General features: G+C 49.7%; 32 protein-coding genes. 28 read left to right on the forward strand and 4 right to left on the reverse strand.

The genetic code is table 11. The features are described from left to right. Window positions 1-15 precede the first annotated feature (15 nt). Both PV02_RS02395 and PV02_RS02400 read left to right on the forward strand, forming a co-directional pair. Complete coding sequence (locus PV02_RS02395) at window positions 16-1,122, forward strand: COG1361 S-layer family protein (protein WP_256621776.1); 1,107 nt, start codon at window positions 16-18, stop codon at window positions 1,120-1,122. A gap of 111 nt (window positions 1,123-1,233) precedes the next feature. Continuing rightward, a complete protein-coding gene (locus PV02_RS02400) occupies window positions 1,234-2,049 on the forward strand; it encodes a TrmB family transcriptional regulator (protein ID WP_256621777.1) in 816 nt (271 codons plus the stop codon). Here PV02_RS02400 and proB read toward each other — a convergent pair. Next, entirely contained in the window at window positions 2,027-3,169 is a 1,143-nt protein-coding gene (gene proB, locus PV02_RS02405) for a glutamate 5-kinase (protein ID WP_256621778.1), read from the reverse strand. The genes PV02_RS02400 and proB overlap by 23 nt on opposite strands. Before the next feature lie 58 nt (window positions 3,170-3,227). Then, window positions 3,228-4,583, reverse strand: coding sequence for a glutamate-5-semialdehyde dehydrogenase (locus PV02_RS02410; RefSeq protein WP_256621779.1), 1,356 nt, complete (start codon window positions 4,581-4,583; stop codon window positions 3,228-3,230). A 189-nt stretch (window positions 4,584-4,772) separates the two neighbouring features. Here PV02_RS02410 and PV02_RS02415 point away from each other — a divergent pair, with 189 nt between their 5' ends. Continuing rightward, window positions 4,773-5,489 (forward strand): sulfite exporter TauE/SafE family protein, encoded by a 717-nt coding sequence (locus PV02_RS02415; protein ID WP_256621780.1) that lies wholly within the window; start codon window positions 4,773-4,775, stop codon window positions 5,487-5,489. Here the strand turns inward: PV02_RS02415 and PV02_RS02420 are convergent. Next, entirely contained in the window at window positions 5,417-6,478 is a 1,062-nt protein-coding gene (locus PV02_RS02420) for a hypothetical protein (protein ID WP_256621781.1), read from the reverse strand. The genes PV02_RS02415 and PV02_RS02420 overlap by 73 nt on opposite strands. Before the next feature lie 250 nt (window positions 6,479-6,728). Here PV02_RS02420 and iorA point away from each other — a divergent pair, with 250 nt between their 5' ends. After that, window positions 6,729-8,555, forward strand: a complete 1,827-nt coding sequence (gene iorA / locus PV02_RS02425) for an indolepyruvate ferredoxin oxidoreductase subunit alpha (protein WP_256621782.1) — start codon at window positions 6,729-6,731, stop codon at window positions 8,553-8,555. After that, the gene (locus PV02_RS02430) at window positions 8,552-9,148 is read left to right on the forward strand and encodes an indolepyruvate oxidoreductase subunit beta (RefSeq protein WP_256621783.1); all 597 of its coding nucleotides are present in this window, start codon (window positions 8,552-8,554) and stop codon (window positions 9,146-9,148) included. The genes iorA and PV02_RS02430 overlap by 4 nt, the downstream gene beginning before the upstream one ends. A 23-nt stretch (window positions 9,149-9,171) precedes the next feature. Here PV02_RS02430 and galU read toward each other — a convergent pair whose 3' ends face one another. Next, window positions 9,172-10,053: a UTP--glucose-1-phosphate uridylyltransferase GalU gene (galU, locus tag PV02_RS02435; RefSeq protein ID WP_256621784.1), complete on the reverse strand. Its 882-nt coding sequence runs from the start codon at window positions 10,051-10,053 to the stop codon at window positions 9,172-9,174. A gap of 552 nt (window positions 10,054-10,605) precedes the next feature. On the opposite strand from galU, the gene rpl3p reads away from it, so the two are divergent. From rpl3p to PV02_RS02550, 23 genes are read left to right on the forward strand one after another with little or no spacing between them, the layout of a single operon-like run. Continuing rightward, window positions 10,606-11,619 (forward strand): 50S ribosomal protein L3, encoded by a 1,014-nt coding sequence (rpl3p, locus tag PV02_RS02440; protein ID WP_256621785.1) that lies wholly within the window; start codon window positions 10,606-10,608, stop codon window positions 11,617-11,619. A gap of 5 nt (window positions 11,620-11,624) precedes the next feature. After that, window positions 11,625-12,386, forward strand: a complete 762-nt coding sequence (gene rpl4p / locus PV02_RS02445) for a 50S ribosomal protein L4 (protein WP_256621786.1) — start codon at window positions 11,625-11,627, stop codon at window positions 12,384-12,386. Further along, complete coding sequence (locus PV02_RS02450) at window positions 12,383-12,631, forward strand: 50S ribosomal protein L23 (protein ID WP_256621787.1); 249 nt, start codon at window positions 12,383-12,385, stop codon at window positions 12,629-12,631. The genes rpl4p and PV02_RS02450 overlap by 4 nt, the downstream gene beginning before the upstream one ends. 11 nt (window positions 12,632-12,642) lie before the next feature. Further along, the gene (locus tag PV02_RS02455; RefSeq protein ID WP_256621788.1) at window positions 12,643-13,356 is read left to right on the forward strand and encodes a 50S ribosomal protein L2; all 714 of its coding nucleotides are present in this window, start codon (window positions 12,643-12,645) and stop codon (window positions 13,354-13,356) included. 14 nt (window positions 13,357-13,370) lie between these two features. Beyond that, window positions 13,371-13,784 carry a 30S ribosomal protein S19 gene (locus PV02_RS02460; RefSeq protein ID WP_256621789.1) on the forward strand — a complete coding sequence of 138 codons (414 nt, stop codon included), beginning with the start codon at window positions 13,371-13,373 and terminating at the stop codon, window positions 13,782-13,784. Between the two features lie 11 nt (window positions 13,785-13,795). After that, complete coding sequence (locus PV02_RS02465) at window positions 13,796-14,251, forward strand: 50S ribosomal protein L22 (RefSeq protein ID WP_256621790.1); 456 nt, start codon at window positions 13,796-13,798, stop codon at window positions 14,249-14,251. Then, window positions 14,251-15,189, forward strand: coding sequence for a 30S ribosomal protein S3 (locus PV02_RS02470; RefSeq protein ID WP_256621791.1), 939 nt, complete (start codon window positions 14,251-14,253; stop codon window positions 15,187-15,189). The genes PV02_RS02465 and PV02_RS02470 overlap by 1 nt, the downstream gene beginning before the upstream one ends. Beyond that, window positions 15,189-15,392: a 50S ribosomal protein L29 gene (gene rpmC, locus PV02_RS02475; protein ID WP_256621792.1), complete on the forward strand. Its 204-nt coding sequence runs from the start codon at window positions 15,189-15,191 to the stop codon at window positions 15,390-15,392. The genes PV02_RS02470 and rpmC overlap by 1 nt, the downstream gene beginning before the upstream one ends. A gap of 1 nt (window position 15,393) precedes the next feature. After that, window positions 15,394-15,705, forward strand: coding sequence for a ribonuclease P protein component 1 (rnp1, locus tag PV02_RS02480; RefSeq protein WP_256621793.1), 312 nt, complete (start codon window positions 15,394-15,396; stop codon window positions 15,703-15,705). A gap of 5 nt (window positions 15,706-15,710) precedes the next feature. Further along, a complete protein-coding gene (locus PV02_RS02485; RefSeq protein WP_256621794.1) occupies window positions 15,711-16,040 on the forward strand; it encodes a 30S ribosomal protein S17 in 330 nt (109 codons plus the stop codon). Beyond that, on the forward strand, window positions 16,037-16,435 hold the full coding sequence (locus PV02_RS02490) for a 50S ribosomal protein L14 (protein WP_256621795.1): 399 nt from the start codon (window positions 16,037-16,039) through the stop codon (window positions 16,433-16,435). Before PV02_RS02485 ends, PV02_RS02490 begins: the two co-directional genes overlap by 4 nt. A 9-nt stretch (window positions 16,436-16,444) precedes the next feature. Then, window positions 16,445-16,795, forward strand: a complete 351-nt coding sequence (rplX, locus tag PV02_RS02495; protein WP_256621796.1) for a 50S ribosomal protein L24 — start codon at window positions 16,445-16,447, stop codon at window positions 16,793-16,795. Between the two features lie 8 nt (window positions 16,796-16,803). After that, window positions 16,804-17,514, forward strand: coding sequence for a 30S ribosomal protein S4e (locus tag PV02_RS02500; RefSeq protein WP_256621797.1), 711 nt, complete (start codon window positions 16,804-16,806; stop codon window positions 17,512-17,514). A 4-nt stretch (window positions 17,515-17,518) separates the two neighbouring features. Then, the gene (locus tag PV02_RS02505; RefSeq protein WP_256622140.1) at window positions 17,519-18,016 is read left to right on the forward strand and encodes a 50S ribosomal protein L5; all 498 of its coding nucleotides are present in this window, start codon (window positions 17,519-17,521) and stop codon (window positions 18,014-18,016) included. Continuing rightward, window positions 18,016-18,168: a 30S ribosomal protein S14 gene (locus tag PV02_RS02510; RefSeq protein WP_256621798.1), complete on the forward strand. Its 153-nt coding sequence runs from the start codon at window positions 18,016-18,018 to the stop codon at window positions 18,166-18,168. The genes PV02_RS02505 and PV02_RS02510 overlap by 1 nt, the downstream gene beginning before the upstream one ends. A 10-nt stretch (window positions 18,169-18,178) precedes the next feature. Then, on the forward strand, window positions 18,179-18,571 hold the full coding sequence (locus tag PV02_RS02515; protein ID WP_256621799.1) for a 30S ribosomal protein S8: 393 nt from the start codon (window positions 18,179-18,181) through the stop codon (window positions 18,569-18,571). Between the two features lie 17 nt (window positions 18,572-18,588). Continuing rightward, window positions 18,589-19,122, forward strand: coding sequence for a 50S ribosomal protein L6 (locus PV02_RS02520; protein ID WP_256621800.1), 534 nt, complete (start codon window positions 18,589-18,591; stop codon window positions 19,120-19,122). A 9-nt stretch (window positions 19,123-19,131) separates the two neighbouring features. After that, a complete protein-coding gene (locus PV02_RS02525; RefSeq protein WP_256621801.1) occupies window positions 19,132-19,521 on the forward strand; it encodes a 50S ribosomal protein L32e in 390 nt (129 codons plus the stop codon). Between the two features lies 1 nt (window position 19,522). Continuing rightward, window positions 19,523-19,981: a 50S ribosomal protein L19e gene (locus PV02_RS02530; RefSeq protein WP_256621802.1), complete on the forward strand. Its 459-nt coding sequence runs from the start codon at window positions 19,523-19,525 to the stop codon at window positions 19,979-19,981. A 47-nt stretch (window positions 19,982-20,028) separates the two neighbouring features. Then, window positions 20,029-20,550, forward strand: a complete 522-nt coding sequence (locus tag PV02_RS02535; RefSeq protein ID WP_256621803.1) for a 50S ribosomal protein L18 — start codon at window positions 20,029-20,031, stop codon at window positions 20,548-20,550. Window positions 20,551-20,558: 8 nt separating this feature from the next. Continuing rightward, window positions 20,559-21,191, forward strand: coding sequence for a 30S ribosomal protein S5 (locus tag PV02_RS02540; RefSeq protein ID WP_256621804.1), 633 nt, complete (start codon window positions 20,559-20,561; stop codon window positions 21,189-21,191). Between the two features lies 1 nt (window position 21,192). After that, window positions 21,193-21,654 (forward strand): 50S ribosomal protein L30, encoded by a 462-nt coding sequence (locus tag PV02_RS02545; protein WP_256621805.1) that lies wholly within the window; start codon window positions 21,193-21,195, stop codon window positions 21,652-21,654. Between the two features lie 5 nt (window positions 21,655-21,659). Then, window positions 21,660-22,097: an uL15m family ribosomal protein gene (locus PV02_RS02550; protein ID WP_256621806.1), complete on the forward strand. Its 438-nt coding sequence runs from the start codon at window positions 21,660-21,662 to the stop codon at window positions 22,095-22,097. The last annotated feature ends 90 nt before the right edge of the window (window positions 22,098-22,187 follow it).

Below are 22,187 nucleotides of genomic sequence, written 5' to 3' on the forward strand. Positions count from 1 at the left end.
CAGAGGAGTAAGATCATGCCTAGAATAGGAAGCCTGAAGAAAGCAACTTCAATCTTTATATTAATGATTATAATTATGCAGGCCGTAGTGCCTGCAGGTGCGCAGATGGCCGTTATGGACATCAAGCTGCCTGATTTCTTCAATTTCGACGAGAACTACTATACGGTATATGGCGGTCCGGATGTGAGCGCCACATTCGTAGGAAGCAATGAGTTCTCGCGGGGAGATAAGGTAAGTATCAATCTCAACCTGATCAACAAGGGCGTTATTACAGGTTTCAAGTCTGAGACAAGATATGACTCCGTATCAACCCTCGATCAGAAGATCCAGCAGGCAGAGATGGGTTATGAATCACAGAGAACCACGGCTATCGGCATAGTCGCGGTGCTCAATTCAAGCACTCCCTATATCAAGGTCAAGTCCGGTCCTCAGGAAGCAGGGACGCTGCCCAGCGGCCAGCAGGTCGAAGATCCAATAAAGTTCAATATCGAGATATCAAAGAACGCACCTGCAGGCACTTATCCTCTCAGGCTCGACCTCTTCTATGGTTATCAGGAGAATGTGCAGATCAGCGGGGATGATGAAACCGATCTCGGAATAACCAATATGGAGGTCGGATTGTGGTATGCAGTGGGACATCAGAACCAGACAGTGAACGTTATCGTAAAGGATGAGGCAAAGTTTGAAGTGGTGGATGTAGAGGGCGATCTTTATGCAAACCAGGAGAACCTTCTCTACGTAATTTTCAGGAACAGTGGTGAGGAGCCTGTGAAAGATGCTATCGTAAGGATAAGCGCAGATACTCCCTTCAGTACAACGGATGACCAGGCATTCCTGGGTTCTCTTGCACCCGGGGAGACTGCACGGGCGCTCTTCAGGTTGAAGGTGGACGAGTCGGCCGTACCGAAAGATTATGCCATCAACAGCGAGATCAGATATGAAGACAGTGACGGGCACAGCCGGATCTCCGATACTCTCAAGATAAGGACACAGACACTGCCCGCAAGATCTGCCTTTGACGGGCTTGCAGCAAATGCAGGGATCCTGGCAGTTATAGTTCTCGCTCTTGTTGCTGTGGCAGGATACTTCGTATATGGCAGGTTCCTGAAAAAGAAGGAGTAAAAGAATGAGGGATAGGGCTTCCTTATCTCCTCCTTCCTCATGTCCGGTTCATCGAACACACTTACCAATCGTTCCTCTGAATCTCGTATATAGAAGAATTCTATCGATAACATGGCCACTTTATTTGATTCACTTCGTAACCTCGGACTTACCGCCTATGAAGCCAAAGTACTTGTAGCTCTCACTAAAAAAGGCAGCAGTACTGTTGCTGATGTTCACGAGCTTTCAGGCATTCCCAGGTCCGCTGTGTATGGTGCTTTGAAAAAACTGGAAGATAAGGGCATTGTTGAGATCCATAACACCAAGCCTCTGAAATATAAGTGCGTTCCTCCCGAGGATGCGATAGAGAGGCTGAAGCAGGATTTCACGATCGAGTCTTCCAATGCGCTCCGGCAGCTTGAGGATATTTACCGTTCAGCTGCTGCAGGTGATAAGGAAGAGGGCACCTGGACAATAAACGGGTATCGCCATGTGACAGAGAAGATGATACAGCTGCTCAGCAGCACAAAAGAAGAGCTCTTCCTGACAGCTCCTCATCCGTTCTACAGGAAGATACCAGGAGCTACTTCCAGGCTTGCCGAGAAAAAGCAGTGCATGATGCTTGGAATATTATCGGAGAAGATAAGCTCCGGCGTGAAGGTCCGTCTTATATCCTATGACCATGAAAAGGCCTTCTTCATATCAGAGGCCCTGCCCGGAGCTCATGTAAGGCTGTATGCCAGAAAGGAAGGGGAACTGCCTTCCAAAGGCGGTGTCATGGTTGTCGACTCAAGGGAAGTGCTCATAGATATAAAAGAAGCGGCAGGGAATAAGGAGGATCTGACTGCGCTGTGGTCTGACGGAAAGGAGTTAGTGACCATATTCAGGCACCTGCTGGAAGTCGAGTGGGAATCCTCGGAAGAGATCAATGCTTTTCCGAGTGATTGAATAATCCTATGTTCTCTTTTTTGACGACGTTATTGTAGTTCTTGTAGCCAAGGATGTCTGCTATCAGGTTGGTATGCTTGCCTTTAATCTTCTCAAGCTCCTCTGATGTATAGTCCGTTATGCCCTTTGCAAAAACCTCGCCATTACACCTGATCTCTATGATGTCTCCCCTATCAAAACTCCCATTGACATTGATTATCCCCGAAGGGAGCAGGCTCATGCTGTCAGTTATGGCATCCTTTGCACCCTGGTCCACTTCTACAGAACCTGAGGCTTTTGAAAGTATTATCCAGCGTATCCTGTTCTTGTGAACTTCCTGGTTCGCAAGGAACAATGTGCCTATATTTTCCCCTTCAAGCACTCTCCTGACAACGTCATCGGTGCTGCTGTTTGCAATTATCATGTTGCAGCCGGACATGTGGCATATCTTGGCCGCATCGATCTTTGTGCGCATCCCGCCAACACCTTTCATACTGGTGGGGCTGCCTCCATAACTCTCCACTTCAGGAGTTATATCCTCGATGACACTGATCATCTGGGCATCATTGTTGCGTTTCGGGTTCTTGTCATAGAGGCCGTCGATGTCGGAAAGTATTATCAGCAGGTCTGCCTCCGTCTTGCTCGCCACCACGGCTGAAAGCTTGTCATTGTCCCCGAAAGTGGCTTCGATCTCATTGACGCAGACGGTGTCGTTCTCGTTGATGATAGGGATGACCCCGTAGCTGAGCAGTGTGGAAATACTGTTCCTCAGGTTGAGGTAAGTGAGCCTGTTCGAGAATGATTCGTAGGTCAGGAGTATCTGGGCCACTTTCAGGTCATGCCTGGCAAAGGATTTGCTCCACTCCTGCATGAGCACACTCTGGCCCACTGCAGCGCAGGCCTGCCTGACTGGTATTTCCCTGGGGCGGCAACCAAGACCCAGTATGTCGATACCTATACCAATGGCACCTGAGCTTACCAGGATGACCTGCTTTCCCTGTCCATGAAGTGCAGCAACCTGGGCTGCCATGCCGTCCATGAAACGATGGTTAAGTCTCCCGTCCTCCGTACTGATGGAAGATGTGCCTATCTTCACTACTATTTTATTAAGGCCTTTAAACAGTTCTTTCCGATTGATCACGATCACTGCCTCTGTGTAAGGATATATTAGGTACTTGCTTCTGTGCGTTCACTGCATTTTATTCCCTATTGATGGTCTCCGAAAGGTCCTTGCTGAGCTTCCTGTGGGTGAACCCGCGGGCATCAGGACCAACGTAATCTGCTACCTTGTGACCGTCACCAAGTACTATATATTTGTATATCAGGAGTCCTTCCATACCCACCGGGCCTCTGGCATGGAGCTTGTTGGTACTGATGCCTACCTCCGCGCCCTTGCCATACCGGAAGCCGTCAGCGAACCTGGTGGACGCGTTCACCATTACGCTTGAGGAGTCCACAAGGTCTGTGAATGCTTTTCTGTTCAATGGGTTCTCTGTGATGATCACATCGGTGTGATGGGAACCATATGTGTTTATATGCTCAATGGCACTCTCGATGGAGTCCACGACCCTGATGGAAATAATAAGGTCGTTGTATTCTGTGGACCAGTCCTCTTCAGTAGCCCTGACAATGCTCTTGAGGAAATCGATGTGTTCAAGGATGGAGTAGGATCTTGCATCGCATCGCATCTCAACGCCTGCGCTGTCATAAATGCGTGCCATTGCAGGCAGGAACCTGTCAACTGCACTCTCGTGGATGAGCAGGGTCTCAATGGCGTTACAGACTGCCGGATACTGTACCTTTGAATCAAGGCAAACACTGTATGCTTTGCCAAGGTCCGCATAACTGTCAACATAGGCATGGCATATGCCGTCCGCGTGTCCCAGGACAGGTATCCTTGTATTGTCCTGGATGAATTTTACGAATTCGTTGGAGCCCCTGGGGATAAGCAGGTCTATGTATGCGTCCATGCTTAAGAGGTCCTTCACTTCCTCCCTGGTCTCTATCAACTGGAAAGCACCCTCCGGCATTCCCTCTACGGATTCTGCAGCCTCCAGCAGCAGGTCGAATATCGTACGGTTGGAACACGCTGCCTCGCTTCCTCCCTTGAATATTGTGGAATTCCCGCTTTTGAGGCACAGGGACATGACCTGGGGTACAACGTCAGGACGCGCCTCAAAGATGACTCCTATCAGGCCGATAGGGCAGCTTACCTGATAGAGGTCCAGGCCATTGTCCAGCTCAAGAGCATCGATCGTCTTACCTACTGGATCGTCCAGTCTTATGACATCCCTTATGCCGCTTATCATCCCGGTGATCTTGCTGTCATTGACCTTGAGCCTGTCGACCATTGCCTGCGGAAGCTCGCCTTTCCTTTTCAGCTTCTCCGCAAGCTCAACGTCCCTCCTGTTTGCTTCCAGGACCCTGTCGCGGTTCTCGTCCAGCGCCCTTGCCATAGCTTCAAGGGCAGCGTTCTTTGTCACCGTATCAACACTAGCTAGGACTATTGATGCTCTTTTTGCCTGTATTACCTTGGCCTCTATATCTGTAACCATGAATGATCATCCGGATAGATTCGTAAAATAGGATATGGGGTATGTCTCCCGTAACTAGGATATAAGCTATTGCAAATAATTCTTTACACATATATTTGTCGATTACGATTTGAAGTGGGCTCAGGTAGTAAAAAGAGTCAGCATAAGTGTCGAATAATACTTTTAATCTGTCCTGCATATATTCCTGTGATGCCAGAGCCGGATATCCTCTTTCTTTTAGCCTCCTTTTTCTCAGAGATAGTCGGCACCATGGCGGGCTTTGGCTCCTCGGCGATCCTCCTTCCGGTAGCCCTGTTCTTCTTTGATCTCAGAACTGCACTAATATTAGTAGCTATATTCCACATGTCAGGAAATATTGGCAGGATTGCCTTCTTCCGGCATGGCTTTGACAGATCCCTGCTTCTCAGGTTCGGTGTTCCAAGCATCCTATTCACGATTATCGGTGCACTGCTTGTAGATTCTGTCCCGCAGTCTGTCCTGAAGCTGATCCTTGGCATCTTCCTTGTTGGTTATGTCACTCTCTCCATTTTAAGGCCCTCTCTGTACAGCCAACACAAAGGAATACCCTGTTTGGCGGCAGTATCCCTGGCCGTGGATATCTCCAGGATACCGGTCTACCTGGCAGGCGGATATCTCCCGCAGGAGTACTACCATTTTATTCCGCTGCTTTTCTTGGCGGCTATCACGGGCTCATCCATTGGGAAAAGGACCGTGTCCCTGGTACCTCAGGAGAAATTCAGGACATTCGTACTGTTCTGCATAGGGGCGGTGAGCATGAAGTTCACCTATGATGGTCTTGACCACTTTTTTTATAAAGGAGATCACTACATCGTTCATATTACTCTTTCCGCCACCGCCATGATTATCTCAAATGCAATGAGGGCTATTACTATCCATTCCAGCTGATTGGAATGCTGGATGCGGACCTCTTCGGACAGCATGGAATAATTGTCCCTGATAACTTTGATCTTATGGTTCACGCTTTCACTCCACTGGCTGCTTCTCATTGTCTTCAGGACAGCCGCGTAGACCCTGGCGTAATAGGCATCCTCTGTTACCTTGACAAGGTTGTTGACCTTCTCGGTTATCTCGGACAGCTCTGCATTATTCTGCATGAGCTGCATCATTATCTTCCGGTACTTCTGCCTTCTTCTTAAAGGGGATAGCCTGTCGGCAAGCACGATATCTTCGTACATCTTTCCCATCTGGCGGCTCAGTTCCCTGTCATAGTAGCGTAGCTCAAAGACCTGGACGTTAGCAAACTCAATGAGATCGAAAAGATCGGTGGGGCTGTCAGGCTTACAGAGCAGCGCCGAGTCCCAGGAAAGGATGGCAATATCCTCTTTTGTATAGCTCTGCGAGTCCCTGAAGATCTCTTCTATCATCTGGGGGGAGAACTCCCTTTTTTCTCCTGCAAGCAAGGGTATCGGGTCTATGGAAGCATCCATCCAGTCCATGAGGTATACTGTGTAATCCTCAAAGAAATCAGGATTTAAAGCAAAACCCCTGCTGCGAGGTCTGAGTATATCCGCAAGTGTATTCAGGTGTGTCAGAAACAGGTCGGAAAGACCTTCCTGCCCTGCAAAGAGCAGTCCTGTTTCCTCCAGGAGCGCAAAATCCGATTCCGGTCTCTCATAGACAAAGCACAGGCTGATGGCCCCTATATCAAATATGCGGGCAAAGACATTGAAACTGAATGTTTTGCCTTCCTTTTGAACGACCGACTGCCCCATACCGATAGTCAGAGGCGTGACATCCATTAGAATAGATGTTGGCTTAACGCGCAGGAATCCCGTCCTGGCGGTAGTAAAACTCCTGGCAAGTTCTTTTTCCAGCCAGTCAAGATCTATTTCCAGCCCGATATCATAGATCCTGTAGAACCGAAGCATTATCAAGTTTTTCCATCTCCTGCAGCAGCACAATATGCTTATTTCTGCATGGTGTTCACTTGCACTCTCTTGATGCTGTTCATCCAGATATGGGCATTGGTCGGAGTAAATAGATCAGGGGATAACAGGGTATTATTGCCGGACCAATGATGAAACGCGTGAAGAGGAATATCTAAGCGACTCCTGAAGATTATCTCTTTTTTACGTAGGATATGTTTATTAATAATCGTTAGGTTAGGGCTAGCAGGAGATTCTCATGAGAAAACGCGAGTATATGCTGGGAAATGATGCGATAGCACGCGGTATAGTGGAAGCTGGGGTGCAGGTAATATCCGGTTACCCTGGCACGCCCTCGTCCGAAATTATCGGTACCCTTGCGTCAATGAAGGAAAGGAATTTCTATATAGAATGGTCGGTGAACGAGAAGGTCGCCTTTGAGGTAGCTGCAGGTGCTGCGATGGCGGGTGTGCGTTCCCTTGTGACCATGAAGCATGTGGGGCTGAATGTAGCTGCAGACCCGCTAATGACACTGGCCTATACAGGGGTCAAGGGCAGTATGATAATAATCGTGGCTGATGACCCGTCATGCCATTCCTCACAGAACGAGCAGGATTCCCGCAGGTATTCGCAGTTCTCACTTATCCCTTGTCTTGATCCTGCCACACCGCAGGAGGCAAAGGACATGATACCTTATGCCGTCGGCCTGTCCGGCAGAATGCAGCTCCCGGTGATATTCAGACCCACGACACGCATCTCCCACGGTAAATCCGATATCGAACCCGGGTCGGTGACAGAGAATATGCCGATTGCTGAATTCGAGAAGTCTCTTGAGAAATGGGTCATGATACCCAAGAATGCACGTATGCGCCATCCTCATCTGCTTCAGCTGCAGGAAGATATTTCAAGGGAACTGGAAGATTCACCATGGAACGAGCTTGAGATACGTGAAGGTTCAAACTTTGGTGTGATAGCCTCAGGCGTGGCTTCCGTTTATGCAAAGGAGGCGCTCCTCAGGCTGGGCGCCAATGCATCCTTCCTGAAAATAGGGACTTATCCTGCTCCCGAAGGCAAGATACGCTCCATGCTGCAGAGTGTCGATAAGGTAGTTATCCTGGAAGAGATGGAGCCTATGATTGAAGAGCAGGTGCGCATGATCGCCCAGGATATGGGTATGCGGGCCAATATCGTCGGAAAGATTAAAGGACCGGTCCCGAGGATTAACGAACTCAATGTCGAGATATGCATGGATGTACTTGCGGGCATACCTGAAGCAGGGTGCAAGCCGGAAGTGAGCATTATTGCAAGGGCCGAATCGGGAGGATGCGGCCTGGAACTGCCCCAGCGGCCTCCCGTGATGTGTCCCGGATGCTCTCACAGGGCTACCTTCCATGCCATGAAAAAAGCCTTTGGGAAAGACGCTATATTCCCCAGCGATATTGGGTGCTACACTCTGGGCATACTGAATGGGGCAGTGGACACCACTCTCTGTATGGGTGCAAGCATAACCGTTGCAAGCGGGCTGTACCATGCAGGTGAGAAGCGGCCCATATGCTGCTCCATAGGTGATTCCACATTCTTCCATACCGGGATGAACGGCCTGCTCAATGCCATCTATAACAAGGCAGATATCACTGTGACCATTGTTGATAACCGCATCACTGCCATGACCGGGCACCAGCAGAACCCCGGTATGGGGAAAACAGTCACCGGGGAGCCTACAGTGGAGGTCTCCATTGAGGCCCTGTGCCGTGGAATGGGTGCACAGTTCGTGGAAGTTGTTGATCCTTATGATATTGAAAGGACCGAAGAAGTCTTCAGGAGGGCGAAGGATTTCAAGGGTACTTCCGTGGTCATAGCCCGGCAGGCCTGCGTAATAGACGCAAAGCGTGCCGGCGTAAGGAGGAAGCCTTTTGCAATAGATGCCGCGAAGTGCACGGGTTGTAAGGTCTGTGTGAGGATCGGCTGTCCTGCCATTGAGTTTGACGCGGCTGCAAAACGTGCAGGCATTAATGCCATGTGCACCGGATGTGGTGTCTGTGCCAGGCTCTGCAGGTTTGAAGCCATAGGGGAGGTGAAGAGATGAGTGCTCAAGGAATATCTGTCTTCGATCTTGTGATAGCCGGTGTCGGAGGTCAGGGAGCAATCCTTGCATCTGATATCGTGGGCAGGGCGGCTGTTAAGGAGGGACTGTCCATCCGCGCCGCCGAGACACATGGCATGGCCCAGAGGGGTGGCTCAGTTGTCAACCATATAAGGATAGGCTGTGAGCTGGGTTCGATGATACCTCTGGGAGGTGCGGATGTATTGCTTGCACTGGAGCCCAGTGAAGCCCTCAGGTATCTTGATTATCTGGCTGAGGATGGAATAGTCATTGTGAACACGGCTCCGATACTGCCTGTGACTGTGACTTCCGGGCTTTGCTTATATCCTGGCATAGAGGAGATGATGGCATCGCTGGAGGGCAAAAGGAAAGTGATAGGTTTCAATGCAACCCGGGTAGCTCTAGGGGCGGGTAATGTGCAGGCCATGAATGTTGTCATGGTGGGAGCAGTCTCGAACTACCTGCCAGTTTCTCCTGAGGTCATGCTGGATTGTGTCAGGGAGCTTGTGCCTCCGAAGACAGTGGACGTTAATATAAAGGCATTTGAACTGGGGAGGGCTCAGACCAGGGTCTGAGCCGCAACCTAATTTTTACAACATTATTTTTTATCCTTATGCTTCAGGGCATATGTATTGATATGCTCTTTTATATGCTCTTTCATATCCTCTTTGTCAAGTGCAAAATCTATGATTGCTTTCACATACTCTGTCTTGTCACCAGTGTCATATCTTTTACCTGTGAACTTGTAGGCGTATATTTTCTGCTTACTGTTCAAGAGGCGTATCCCGTCCGTAAGCTGTATTTCGTTGCCGACCCCTATAGTGGTTTCTTTGATGCAGTCCAGTATCTCGGGCGTAAATACGTATCTACCAATAGCGCCTATGTTGGAAGGTGCATTTGCAGGCTCGGGTTTCTCAATGATGTCCTCAAGTATGTATAGTGAGTCGTCCAGTGGAACACCCTTAATTATACCGTAACTGCCGGTCTTTTCATGAGGTACCTCTTCAACCGCCAGCGTGGATCTTCCATATTTGTAGAAGTTATCTATCAGTTGCTTTGTACACGGTGTCTTATTAACGATGATATCATCGCCGAGCAACACTGCAAAAGGCTCGTCATTTATATGCTTATGGGCGGTAAGTATTGCATCGCCAAGACCCTTTGGTTCTTTCTGGCGTACGTAGTGCAGGTCAACCATTGAAGAAATGTCCTGGACGATTTTTAACAGGTTTTGCTGGTTCTTTTGTTTCAGATGGTGCTCAAGTTCCGGTGAATCATCAAAATAGTCCTCAATGGACCTTTTACTTCTGCCTGTAACAAATATTATGTCATCTATGCCTGAAGCAATGGCTTCCTCTACTACATAATGGATAACCGGCTTATCAATTATGGGAAGCATTTCCTTTGGCATTGACTTGGTGGCGGGCAGGAATCGTGTTCCAAGCCCTGCTACTGGAATGACGGCTTTTTTAACTTCCATATACTCACATCAGATATTTTTAATCTTAATAATGTATGGGGTATATAATAATATTTTTATCAAATTGTATAAGTTAAGCTGCGTTATAAATCATATTTATTTTAAGCCTGCGTGTATGCATCTTCAAGTTTCTCTGAAGCGTGCAAAGACTTTAAATACTTAATATACGTTTAATGGCGCAACGTTAGCTACAGTGAAGAGTATCTAACAAATTAAGATTACAGTGCGAAAAAGTCGGATTTAACATGAAGTATCAGGGCCTCTTCAAGAATGCCCGCCGCGCACCAAAATAGTGCGCCAAAGTGCAGATGTGTTTAAATCTTTTCGAGATGATCGCCGGAGTTTACCTGTTAAAGGGTATGCCAAGGTCCGTCAACAGTTAATGGAAAGCAGCAGTCCGCTATAAGAGTGCGTGCATATGTACGTGGAGTTCTTATGGCGATCAGACTCCCGGAAGCGGTGATTCTGGTAAACTTGATGGCTTTTTTGCATTCGGGCTGTGCAGTAATGCATGGTCGATTATGAAGAAAATGTAGAATCAGGAGAATAAGAATGGCAAAAGGACACAGACCAAGACGAGGTTCACTCGCTTACAGTCCTCGCAAAAGAGCAAAAAGCCACATACCGAGGTTCAACTCATGGCCGGAGTCTGCAGGAGCGCCAAGGCTTCAGGACTTCGCCGGTTACAAGGTAGGTATGACTCATGTTATACTGGTGGACGATGTTAAGAACAGCCTCACTGAGGGTATGGAGATATCCGTGCCTGTCACAATTGTGGAAACACCTGCTGTTCGCGTTGCTGCGATAAGGGCTTACGCTCACGACAGCTATGGAGACAAGGCTGTTGCAGAGGCATGGAGCTCCGAGCTTGACCCAAGCCTCGGGAAGACCATACACTTACCAAAGAACGCAAACACCGAAGCATCCCTTGAGAAGATTGGCAGTCTCATAGCAGACGGCACTGTTTCTGATATCAAGGTAGTCACTTATACTCTGCCAAAAAGCCTGACCGGTGTTCCCAAGAAGAACTCCGATATCATGGAAACTGCAGTAAGCGGCTCCGATGTCAAGGCAAAGTTCGAGTACGCAAGATCAATACTCGGCGGCGAGATCAAGATCAGTGATGTATTCAACAACGGTGCATTCATCGACGTGGCAGCTATCACTATAGGTAAGGGCACACAGGGTCCTGTCAAGAGATGGGGCATCAATCTGATGAAGAGCAAACACTCCCGTCAGGGAAGCCTCAGGCAGATCGGTACCCTCGGTCCGTGGCATCCTGACCACGTAAGCTGGAGAGTTCCTCAGCTTGGTCAGATGGGCTACCACCAGAGGACAGAATACAACAAGCGTATCCTCAAGGTCTCTACTAACGGTGAAGAGATCAACCCTGCAGGCGGTTTCATCAACTACGGCCTTGTAAGGGGAGATTATATACTTATCAAGGGAAGTATTCCCGGACCTTCCAAGAGACTTGTAAGGCTCAGAGATCCTGTAAGGGCAAAAGTGTCCGCGATGGGCGAACCACAGCTTCTCCACGTAAGCACACAGTCTCAGCAGGGGTGAAGTGAATGGCTACAGCAAATATTATCGATTTATCAGGGAATATAAAAGGCAATGTGGAACTGCCTGAGATATTCAACGAAACATACAGGCCCGACCTCATCAAGAGAGCGGTCGTCGCAGCACAGGCAAACAGGCTGCAGCCCTATGGTACAAAATTGTATGCAGGTATGGAAACATCTGCGGTGTCATGGGGTTCAGGCAGAGGTGCTGCACAGGTGCCAAGGATCGTCAACGGAAGCCGCGCCGCAAGAGTGCCGCAGGCAGTTGGTGGTAGAAGGGCACACCCGCCAAAGGTAGAGGCTGACAGGACCGAGAAGGTCAACAAGAAAGAGAGGCTTATGGCTATCCGCTCTGCCATTGCTTCAACCGCCAATGCGGACCTTGTGAAGGGACGCGGTCATAAGTTCGAAGCACAGCTTCCTCTGGTTGCTGACAATGCGCTCGAGAGCATAGAGAAGACAAAGGACGTTATCACTTTCCTGCAGGCTGCAGGCGTGTACGATGACGTGCTCCGCGCAAAGGAAGGCAGGAACATAAGGGCAGGCAGAGGAAAGCTCCGTGGCAGAAGATACAGGAACAAGAAGAGTATCCTTATTGTAGCTTCCGGCGATGCAGCAGTCTTCAGGTCTGCAAGGAACCTTGCAGGTGTCGATGTGGTATCAGTCAGTTCACTGAACGCTGAGATCCTCGCACCAGGTACCCACGCAGGCAGGCTGACAGTATGGACCGAGTCCGCAATAGCTGACCTGGAGGGAATGTTCCAATGACATCCATCAAGTACCCGTTCATAACTGAAAAAGCAATGATGCTCCTGGAAGACAACAAACTTCAGTTCATAGTTGATTCCCGCGCTAACAAGAATCAGATAAAATCCGAACTAATGAAGATGTATGGCTTCCCTGTAGCTTCAGTTTGTACGATGAGCACAATGAATGGCCTGAAGAAGGCTATAGTTACTTTCGAAGGCAGGGACGCTGCCCACGAAATAGCTACCAGGATAGGTCTGATGTGAGGTGAACTAGTATGGGTAAGCGAATAATTTCACAGAACAGAGGTCGTGGAACTCCAACATACAGGGCACCGTCTCACAGGTATAAAGCTTCAATGAAGCATCCCCGTGTAGATGAGAACGAGACCGTGTACGGTGTGGTACTTGAGGTTACACACGACCCGGCCCGCTCCGCACCTGTTGTGAAGGTTTCATTTGATAACGGAGAAGAACGCCTGATCCTTGCGCCGGAAGGAATTGCAGTCGGCGACAAGATAGCATGTGGTATCTCCGCTGAAGTAAAACCGGGTAACATCCTGCCACTGGCAGAGATCCCCGAGGGAGTCCCTGTATGTAACATAGAGGGCAGGCCGAACGATGGCGGACAGTTCGCAAGGGCTTCCGGAGTGTATGCAACTGTCGTTTCACACGAGCGTGGCAAGACTGTAGTACAGATGCCATCCGGCGAGATGAAATGGATGAACCCGAGGTGCCGTGCAACTATCGGTATCATCGCAGGTGGCGGCAGGGTTGACAGGCCGTTCCTGAAAGCTGGTAAGAAATTCCACAAGATGAGGACTAGGGCTGCAAAGTACCCGCGTGTAAGGGGAGTAGCCATGAACGTTATCGACCATCCCTTCGGAGGAGGTAACAGGCAGCACCCGGGAAGACCAACCACTGTAGGCAGGAATGCACCTCCAGGACGTAAGGTAGGACAGATCGCAGCACGCAGGACAGGAAGGCGTTAACGGAGGAATAGATCATGGCAAAGAAAGCATCATCAAAATTACCAAAACGAAAGGGTGAATATACATACCGTGGCAAGACGGTTGAGGAACTTCGCTCCCTGAGCCTTGAGGAATTTGCGGAGCTGCTGCCGGCACGTGAGCGCCGCACCATCCGCAGGGGATTCACTGAAGGCAGGAAGAATGTCATGCAGCAACTCAGGGACGGTAAGGACAGCATACGCACCCATCACAGGGATATCATAATATTCCCTGAGATGGTAGGCAAGCAGATAGAAGTGTACAACGGTAAGACATTTGTGGAAGTCGAAGTACAGCCTGAAATGATCGGCCACAGGTTCGGAGAGTTTGCACCAACACGTCCGAAGGTCACCCACGGAAGTGCAGGTGTCGGAGCAACCCGTTCAAGCAAGTTCGTTCCGCTGAAATAAGGTGATAGAGTATGGCAAGAATTGGATACACAGTGGACCTGGAACCGAAAACATCCTCCAGGGCAATGGGTTCGGAGCTTCACATATCACCTAAGAAATCCCGTGAGATCGGACATGCCATCAAGGGAATGCGCACCGATGTGGCACAGAGGTATCTCGAAGGAGTAGTAGAGCTCAAGCAGGCAGTTCCGTTCAAGAGATTCCACGACGGCACAGGCCACAGGAAAGGTCCGATGGCAACAGGCAGATACCCTGTAAAGGCCGCCGAGGCTTTCCTGAAGATCCTGGAAAACGCAAAGAGCAATGCCGAGTACAAGGGACTGGATGCAAGCAAGATGTATATCGCACACGTTGCCACAAAGCAGGGTCGTGTGATACACGGTATGATGGCCAGGGCCCGTGGACGTGGAAGTCCCAAGAACACGGACACAGTAAACATCGAGATTATCTTAAATGAGGTGCGGTAATGGCAATAGAGAAGAAATTCGTCCAGGAGGGATATGTTAAGGCCTCCATGGATGAATATTTCGCAAAACAGCTCAACAAGGCTGGTTACGGAGGTATGGAGCTCAACCGTACCCCTATGGGTACCCAGATCACCATCTACGCCGAAAAGCCTGGTATGGTTATCGGCAAGGCTGGTAAGGTCATCCGTAAGCTTACCCGTGATATTGACAGAATGTATGACATCGACAACCCGCAGATCGATGCACAGGAAGTCAAGAGGCCTGAACTCAATGCTCAGATGATGGCAACACGCCTTGCTTCCTCTATTGAGAGAGGCTGGTATTTCAGGAAGGCGGGCCACAACACCATGAGAGCTATCATGAACGCCGGTGCACTGGGCTGTGAGATCGTGATCTCAGGTAAGCTCACCGGCGCAAGGTCCAGGGTCGAGAAGATCGTTGATGGTTACATCAAGCACGCCGGGAAGCCTGTTGACGATATCGTTGACGAAGGTTTTGCGGTGGCTATCAAGAAGCTCGGAACCCTTGGATGCAAAGTAAGGATTATCCCTCCGGGAGCAGTATTGCCTGACTCCTTCCACCTCAAGGACATCGCAGAAGAACCAAAGGCTGAAGCAGCAGTCGTCAGCAAGGATGCAAAGGCTGGCGTAAAGAAGCTTGTTGAAGCTGAGGCAAAGGGCGAGGTCGCAGATGAGGAAGAGATCGCAGAAGCTCTTGAGAGTGAAAAATCAGAATCCCTGGGTCCGGTTGAAACAGAAGCGGATGCAGTGGTCTCTGATGTTACTGAAGACGCAAGCACCACTCCCGATGAAGGGCCGGCACCACTGGAAGACGTTGTCAATGAACAGCGCAGGCTTACAGATGGTGTATGGCAACACAAGCATGACGGCTATGATTACTGGCATCCCATTGCGCGTGTCCATAAGGAGGAGAAGTAATGGCGATTCTTCGATTGAATGAGATCAGGGATATGTCTCCCCAGGAAAGGATGGACGAACTTGACAAGATGAGGGACGAGCTTGTGCGCGAGCGTGCTCTCTCATCAGCAGGCGGCGCTCCTGACAACCCCGGCAGGATCGGGGAACTCAGGAGGACCATTGCCAGGGTCAAGACCATCCAGAAGGAAATGAAGGAGATATGAAGTGGAAATCACTGCTTCAAAACTGATATTCCATGAACTGATCGGATTAGGTGTTGAAGTAGTGGATGCCACAAACCCTGCGCTGATAGGTATCAGCGGAAGAGTGGTTGACGAAACGAAGAACATGCTCATTGTTCTGACAAAGGCTGGCAGCGAAATAATGGTTCCGAAGGCTGTCACGACCTTTGTGTTTCGGATACCTGCCCGCTTATCGGGCAAACATGCTGAGAGGCATGTAAAAATAGACGGGAACCTTCTGGTCTCACAACCTGAGAACAGGACAAAGAACATAAGAAAAATACGCATGAGGTAATAATCATGGCAAGAGATATAGGATTGGATGTCCCAGCCCCGGAAAAGGAGTGCAATGACGTCAATTGCCCCTTCCATGGGCAGCTCCCCGTCCGCGGACAGGTCCTTGTAGGAACTGTCGTCAGCAACAAGATGGACAGGACCGTGGTCATCCAGCGCAAGCACGAGATGCTTATCAAGAAATATCAAAGATACGAGAAAAGGCAATCCAAGATTCATGCACACAATCCTGACTGTATTGATGCAAAGGTAGGGGATATTGTGACGATCGCGGAGTGCAGGCCATTGAGTAAGACAAAGTCATATGTTGTCATCAAGGCGGAGGCACAGGCATGAGGGGTATAAGATCGACTATCCCGCGTGCTTTGAACAAAGGAGCACGTATCGAATGTGTGGACAACACCGGCGCACGTGTGGTCGAAATTGTGGCTGTCAAGGGATACAGAGGTGTCAAGAACAGATATCCAAAGGCAGGCATTGGAGACATGTGTGTCGTGTCCGTAAAGAAGGGCACACCAGAGATGCGTAAGCAGATCCTTCTTGCAGTCATAGTGCGCCAGAAGCAGGAATACCGCCGCCCCGATGGTCTCAGGGTTGCTTTTGAGGACAATGCCGTAGTTATCGTAGATAAGGACGGAGTGCCCAAGGGAACCGACTTCAAGGGTCCAGTAGCCAGGGAAGCAGCAGAAAGGTATCCGAAGATCGGAACCACCGCATCCATTGTAGCCTGAGGTGTGAAAATGGTATCAAATCAACCAAGGAAGCAGAGAAAGGCAAGATACAACGCTCCTCTGCATATCAGACAGAAATACATGGGTGCTGCACTTTCAAAGGAACTGCGCGAGAAGTACGGTTGCAGATCTGCAAACGTAATCGTCGGTGACACCGTAAAGGTCATGCGTGGAGACCACGCCGGCACTACGGGCAAGGTGGAAGCAGTCTCCCTGAAGCACGGTACTATCGTGATCGAAGGGGTCAGTGTGTCCAAGGCGGACGGCACTGAGGTTCCAAGACCTGTCTATCCATCCAATGTGATGATCACAACCCTGGAAATGAAGGATGAACGCAGGGAAGCAGTAATTAGGAAGTAGGTGGTTCTGTGGGCAAACATCAAAAGAGAATATCTGTTCCAAACAGCTGGCAGATATCTAAGAAATCCAATAAGTGGATCACTGCCACAAGGCCAGGTCCACACAACAAGCAGCAAAGTATCCCTCTCGCTGTAGTCCTGAGGGACATGCTGGGCGTCGTTGATAATCGTGCTGAGGCAAAGCGTGTGCTCTCAGAAGGTAAGGTACTTGTTGACGGAATAGTTCGCAAGGATCTGCGTTTCCCGGTAGGCTTACTGGATGTAATAAGCATCCCAGTGGAGAACGTAACATACCGCGTGCTGCTGGACGCTAAGGGAAGGCTTGGTCTTCACAAGATCAATGAAGCTACCGACAACAAGCTTTGCAGGATCAATGGAAAGACTGTACTTAAGGGCGGAGTGATACAGCTCAACCTCAATGACGGTTCCAATATCATCGGTTCCAATGACTACAACACAAAGGATTCTATCATCATCTCACTGCCTGACAAGAAAGTGCTCAAGCACATCAGGTACGAGGCAGGTAACCTTGCGATGATCGTTGGTGGAAAGCACACCGGTTCAATTGGTACTATCAAGGAGATCAACACGGTCCGCAGTTCCAGGCACAACACGGTATCCATCGCCGGAGATTACGACTTTGAGACCATCGAGGACTATGTCGTTGTCATCGGAGAAAAGGAGCCTGCTATCAAGCTGGGTGGTGAAGTAGTTGAGTAATGTAATGAAAGCACCTGTTGTTGAGAAGGTCGTTGTTCACATGGGTGTTGGAGAAAGCGGTCAGCACCTTGTGGACGCCGAAGGGATACTTGCGGAGATCACCGGACAGAAGGTCATCAGGACATACTCCAAGAGGACCCTGCCAGCCTTCAGTATCAAGAAGAACGAACCCATAGGATGCAAGGTCACCCTCAGGGGCGAGAATGCTGAGAAATTCCTCACCACGGCACTTGAGATAGTCGAGGGAAAACTTCGTCTGACCCAGTTCGACAAGAATGGGAACGTTGCTTTCGGTATAGAGGAACACACCGATTTCCCGGGTATGAGATATGATCCTAACATTGGTATCTTTGGTATGGACATCAATGTGGTCGTCAAGCGTCCGGGTTACAGGATCGCCAAAAGAAAGATCGCAAAAAGTAAGGTCCCTACATCCCACAGGATAACCAAGGATGACACGGTCGCCTTCTTTAAAGAGAGATACTCCGTGGAGGTCATTTAATGGTTCAGACCACTAAGAATTTCGGACGAGGCGCGTTCGAATGTAAGAGATGCGGCAGAAAGCAGGGTCTGGTAAGAAAATACGGTATTTACCTTTGCAGGCACTGCTTCCGCGAGATAGCCCACGATATGGGATTCGAGAAATATACGTGAGGTGTGACAAATGGTATTATTAGATCCACTCGCAGATGCATTATCCACAATAAAGAATGCAGAGGCTATAGGTAAGAGCTCCTGTACAATTCAGCCGGCTTCAAAGCTCATTGGAACCGTCCTGAAGGTCATGCAGTCCCGTGGATATGTTGGCGAGTTCGAGTTTATTGAAGATGGTAAGGCAGGAATCTACAAGGTGCAGCTTGTTGGAAGGATCAACAAGTGTGGTGCAATCAAGCCACGCTACTCTGTCGGCGCTGCAGACTTTGAAAAATGGGAGAAGCAGTATCTTCCTGCAAAGAACTTCGGTACCCTGATATTGACAACCTCCATGGGTGTAATATCACAGTACGAAGCCCGTGAGAACAACGTAGGCGGACAGCTTCTGGCTTATGTGTACTGAGACGACGGAGGGAAAGAATGGCAAAAGAGATCAGAACAACAGTTCCCATTCCCAGTGGTGTGACAGTCACACTCAAGGGGAACCTCATGTCAGTAACAGGTCCGAAGGGCTCCAACCAGAGGCAGTTCTGGTACCCCGGTATTAAGATAGAGATCGCTGATTCAAAGGTGATCATTGATACCGAGGTAACAAAGAAGACCCAGAGAGCAATGGTAGGTACCTTTGCATCACACATCGAGAATCTCATTACCGGTGTGACAGAAGGCTTTGAGTACCGCATGAAGATAGTCTACTCTCACTTCCCTATGCAGGTGAAGGTAGAAGGTAAGAAGCTCACCATAGGTAACTTCCTCGGTGAGAAGAAGCCCAGGTCCGCAAAGATCCTTGGTGAGACCAAGATAAAGACAAGCGCTGACGAGGTCCTTGTTACAGGTATCAACAAGGAGGATGTTGGCCAGACAGCAGCTAACATCGAACAGGCAACCAAGATCAAGGGATTCGACCCGCGTACATTCCAGGATGGAATATACATAGTGGAGAAGACAGCGTAGGTGATTTGAATGGATGTAAAAAGCAAACGCCTTTTCAAGGTAAGAAAAGTCCAGAAGGGTAAAAAGCCCCATTTCGTGAGGGCAGACTCTCATAAGTTCAAGCGTCTGGATTCCAACTGGAGGTGCCCGAGAGGTCTCCGTGGTAAAAAGCGCAGACACTACAAGGCAAAGGGTGCCCTCGTAGAAGCAGGCTATGGAAGCCCGCTCGCTGTCAAGGGACTCCACCCCTCAGGATACTCTGAGATCCTTGTATGCACAGCTGCCGATCTGGCAGGTCTGGATGCATCCTCCCAGGCGATAAGGATCGCCGCACAGGTCGGTGCAAGAAAGAAATCGATCATTGAGGCAAAAGCCCAGGAACTTGGTCTGAAGGTCCTGAACCCAAGCAGAGGTGAATAAGATGACCGATCTTACAAACCAGAAGAGGATCGCATCAGAGGTCCTCGGCTGCGGAGTTCACAGGGTATGGCTTAACCCCGAAGCAGCAGGTGATATAGCTGTTGCCATTACAAGAGCTGATATTCGTGAGCAGATCGAGAATGGTAACATCAAGGCAGAACCTATCAAGGGTGTCAGCCGCGGCCGCGCAAGGGCAAGGGATGCCAAGCGCAAGTATGGGCACCGCAAGGGCCAGGGTAAGAGAAAAGGTAAGAAAGGTGCACGTACCCCGAGCAAAGAGCAGTGGATAAAGAAGATCCGCGCTCTGAGACAGAAGCTCAAAGAGATGCGTGCAGACGGCTCACTGGATAAATCCACATACTGCAAGGTATACCGCAAGGCAAAAGGTGGAGAGTACCGCAGTGTTGCTCACCTGATGGCACACCTGGAGTCCGAGAAGCTTATAAAGCGCGAGGAATGATTGATGAAATCGAATTATGTATATGTTTCAATTAGGAGAAGTTAATCATGGCAACAGGACCCAGATATAAACTCGCTTTCAGGAGGCGAAGAGAAGGGCGCACTGATTACCACCTGAGACTCAGGTTACTCCTCTCAAAGGAGGACCGTGTGGTCGTGCGCAAGAGCTCAAAGCACATGCAGGTCCAGCTTGTTGCTCCTACCCCTGAAGGGGATGTAACCCTTTCATCTGCAATATCGACAGAACTGAAGAAGTACGGATACGACGCATCCACAGGCAACACAACGGCTGCGTACCTTACAGGTCTTCTGTTCGGTTACAGGGCACAGGCCAACGGATACGAATATGGTATCCTTGACCTTGGACTGCAGGTCGCATCACCCGGATCAAGGGTATATGCAACCCTGAAAGGCATCGTGGACGCCGGATTTGAGATCCCTCATGATCCGTCCATCCTGCCTTCAGATGAGAGGATAAGAGGAGAACACGTAGCAGAGTATATGGAAGGATCAAATCTGCCGGAACTGTTCGACGCAGTTAAGGAAAAGATCTCTGCTGACTTCAATTAGGTGATTATATGGCATATGAATATGAAGAAGAATGGGTTCCGCAGACAAGGCTTGGAATACTCGTTCAAGAAGGGCAGATCACTTCCATGGACGAGGCTATCGACTCCGGCCTCCCTATAAGGGAGCCCAAGATCGTTGATATCCTGTTGCCTGAGCTCGAGGATGAAGTGCTCGACATCAACATGGTCCAGAGGATGACTGACTCCGGCCGCCGTGTCAAGTTCAGAGCAACCGTCATTGTCGGGAACGGCAACGGTTTTGTAGGCCTCGGACAGGGTAAGGATGTCCAGGTCGGTCCGGCTATCAGGAAGGCAATAGACAATGCAAAGATCAACATTGTCAGAGTAAGCCGTGGATGCGGTTCATGGGAATGCACCTGTGGCCGCGAACACACCGTACCTTCAGAGGTAAAGGGCAAGGCAGGCAGTGTCATTGTTGCACTCAAGCCAGCTCCCCGTGGTCTTGGACTTGCTGCCGGTGACACCGCAAGGAAAGTGCTTGAGAAAGCAGGTGTCAAGGATGTATGGACAAGGACAGAGGGTACTACCAGGTCTACCCTGAACTTCGCAAAGGCAACATTCAACGCGCTGCAGAACACAGGCGTTGTGAAGCAGCCGCTCTGCATGGACAAGGAGGCCTGAGATGTACGCTTTAGTAAGAGTACGTGGTAATGTCAACGTAAGGGGATCCATTGAGGATACCCTTAAGATGCTTCGCCTGCACAGGGTAAACCACTGTGTGCTCCTCAGCGACAGCCCGCAGAACGTGGGTATGATCCAGAAGGTCAAGGACTACGTGGCCTATGGTGTAATTGATGCGGACACACTGGCAGAGATACTTAACAACCGTGGCATGCTCCAGGGTGGCGAAAGGCTCACCAACGAGTATCTGGCAGCAAATACCAAGTTCGCTTCCATTGAAGCCTTTGCACAGGCAGTATGTGAAGGCAGCGCAACCCTCAAGGATGTCCCCAACCTCAAGCCGGTCTTCAGGCTTCACCCCCCGAGGAAAGGCCATGCAGGCATCAAGAGGACAGTACAGCAGGGCGGTGTCCTTGGTAACCATGGTGAGGATATCAACCAGCTGTTGAAGAAGATGAGGTGATCTGGATGGTAAAAGGTAACACTAAAAAGTTCAGGGGATCACGCACATGCGGTGGAGGAACCGGTAAGAACAGGCGTGGTGCCGGTAACCGTGGTGGAAGAGGTAAGTGTGGTGGGAATGCCCATCATCAGACCCGTGCAATCCAGCGGGGCTACAACCTTGGTCTGGCAAAGGGATTTGTTCGTCCCTTCAAGACTCTCCATGATGCCTCCATCGTCAATGTAGGCGAACTGGACGAGCTGGCAGACCAGCTTGTGGAAGATGGCTTTGCCGAACTCCGGGACGGGGTCTACCACATAGATCTTGAAGACCTTGATATTGAGAAGGTGCTTGGTACAGGCCGTGTCTCTAAGAAACTGGCCATTACTGCATGCGAATTCTCAGCCACTGCAAAGGCCAAGATCGAGAGTGCAGGCGGTTCCTGCACAGAACCTGAAGAGTAATGCCCTCGGGCATTACCCGTTTATTTATTGTTCTATATCGCAAAGAAAGCGTATATTTATTAATATTTAAGATTATTAAGCCATACTCGT

Origin of the sequence: Methanolobus chelungpuianus (assembly GCF_024500045.1) — an archaeon.
In the GTDB taxonomy this organism is placed as follows: Archaea; Halobacteriota; Methanosarcinia; order Methanosarcinales; family Methanosarcinaceae; genus Methanolobus; species Methanolobus chelungpuianus.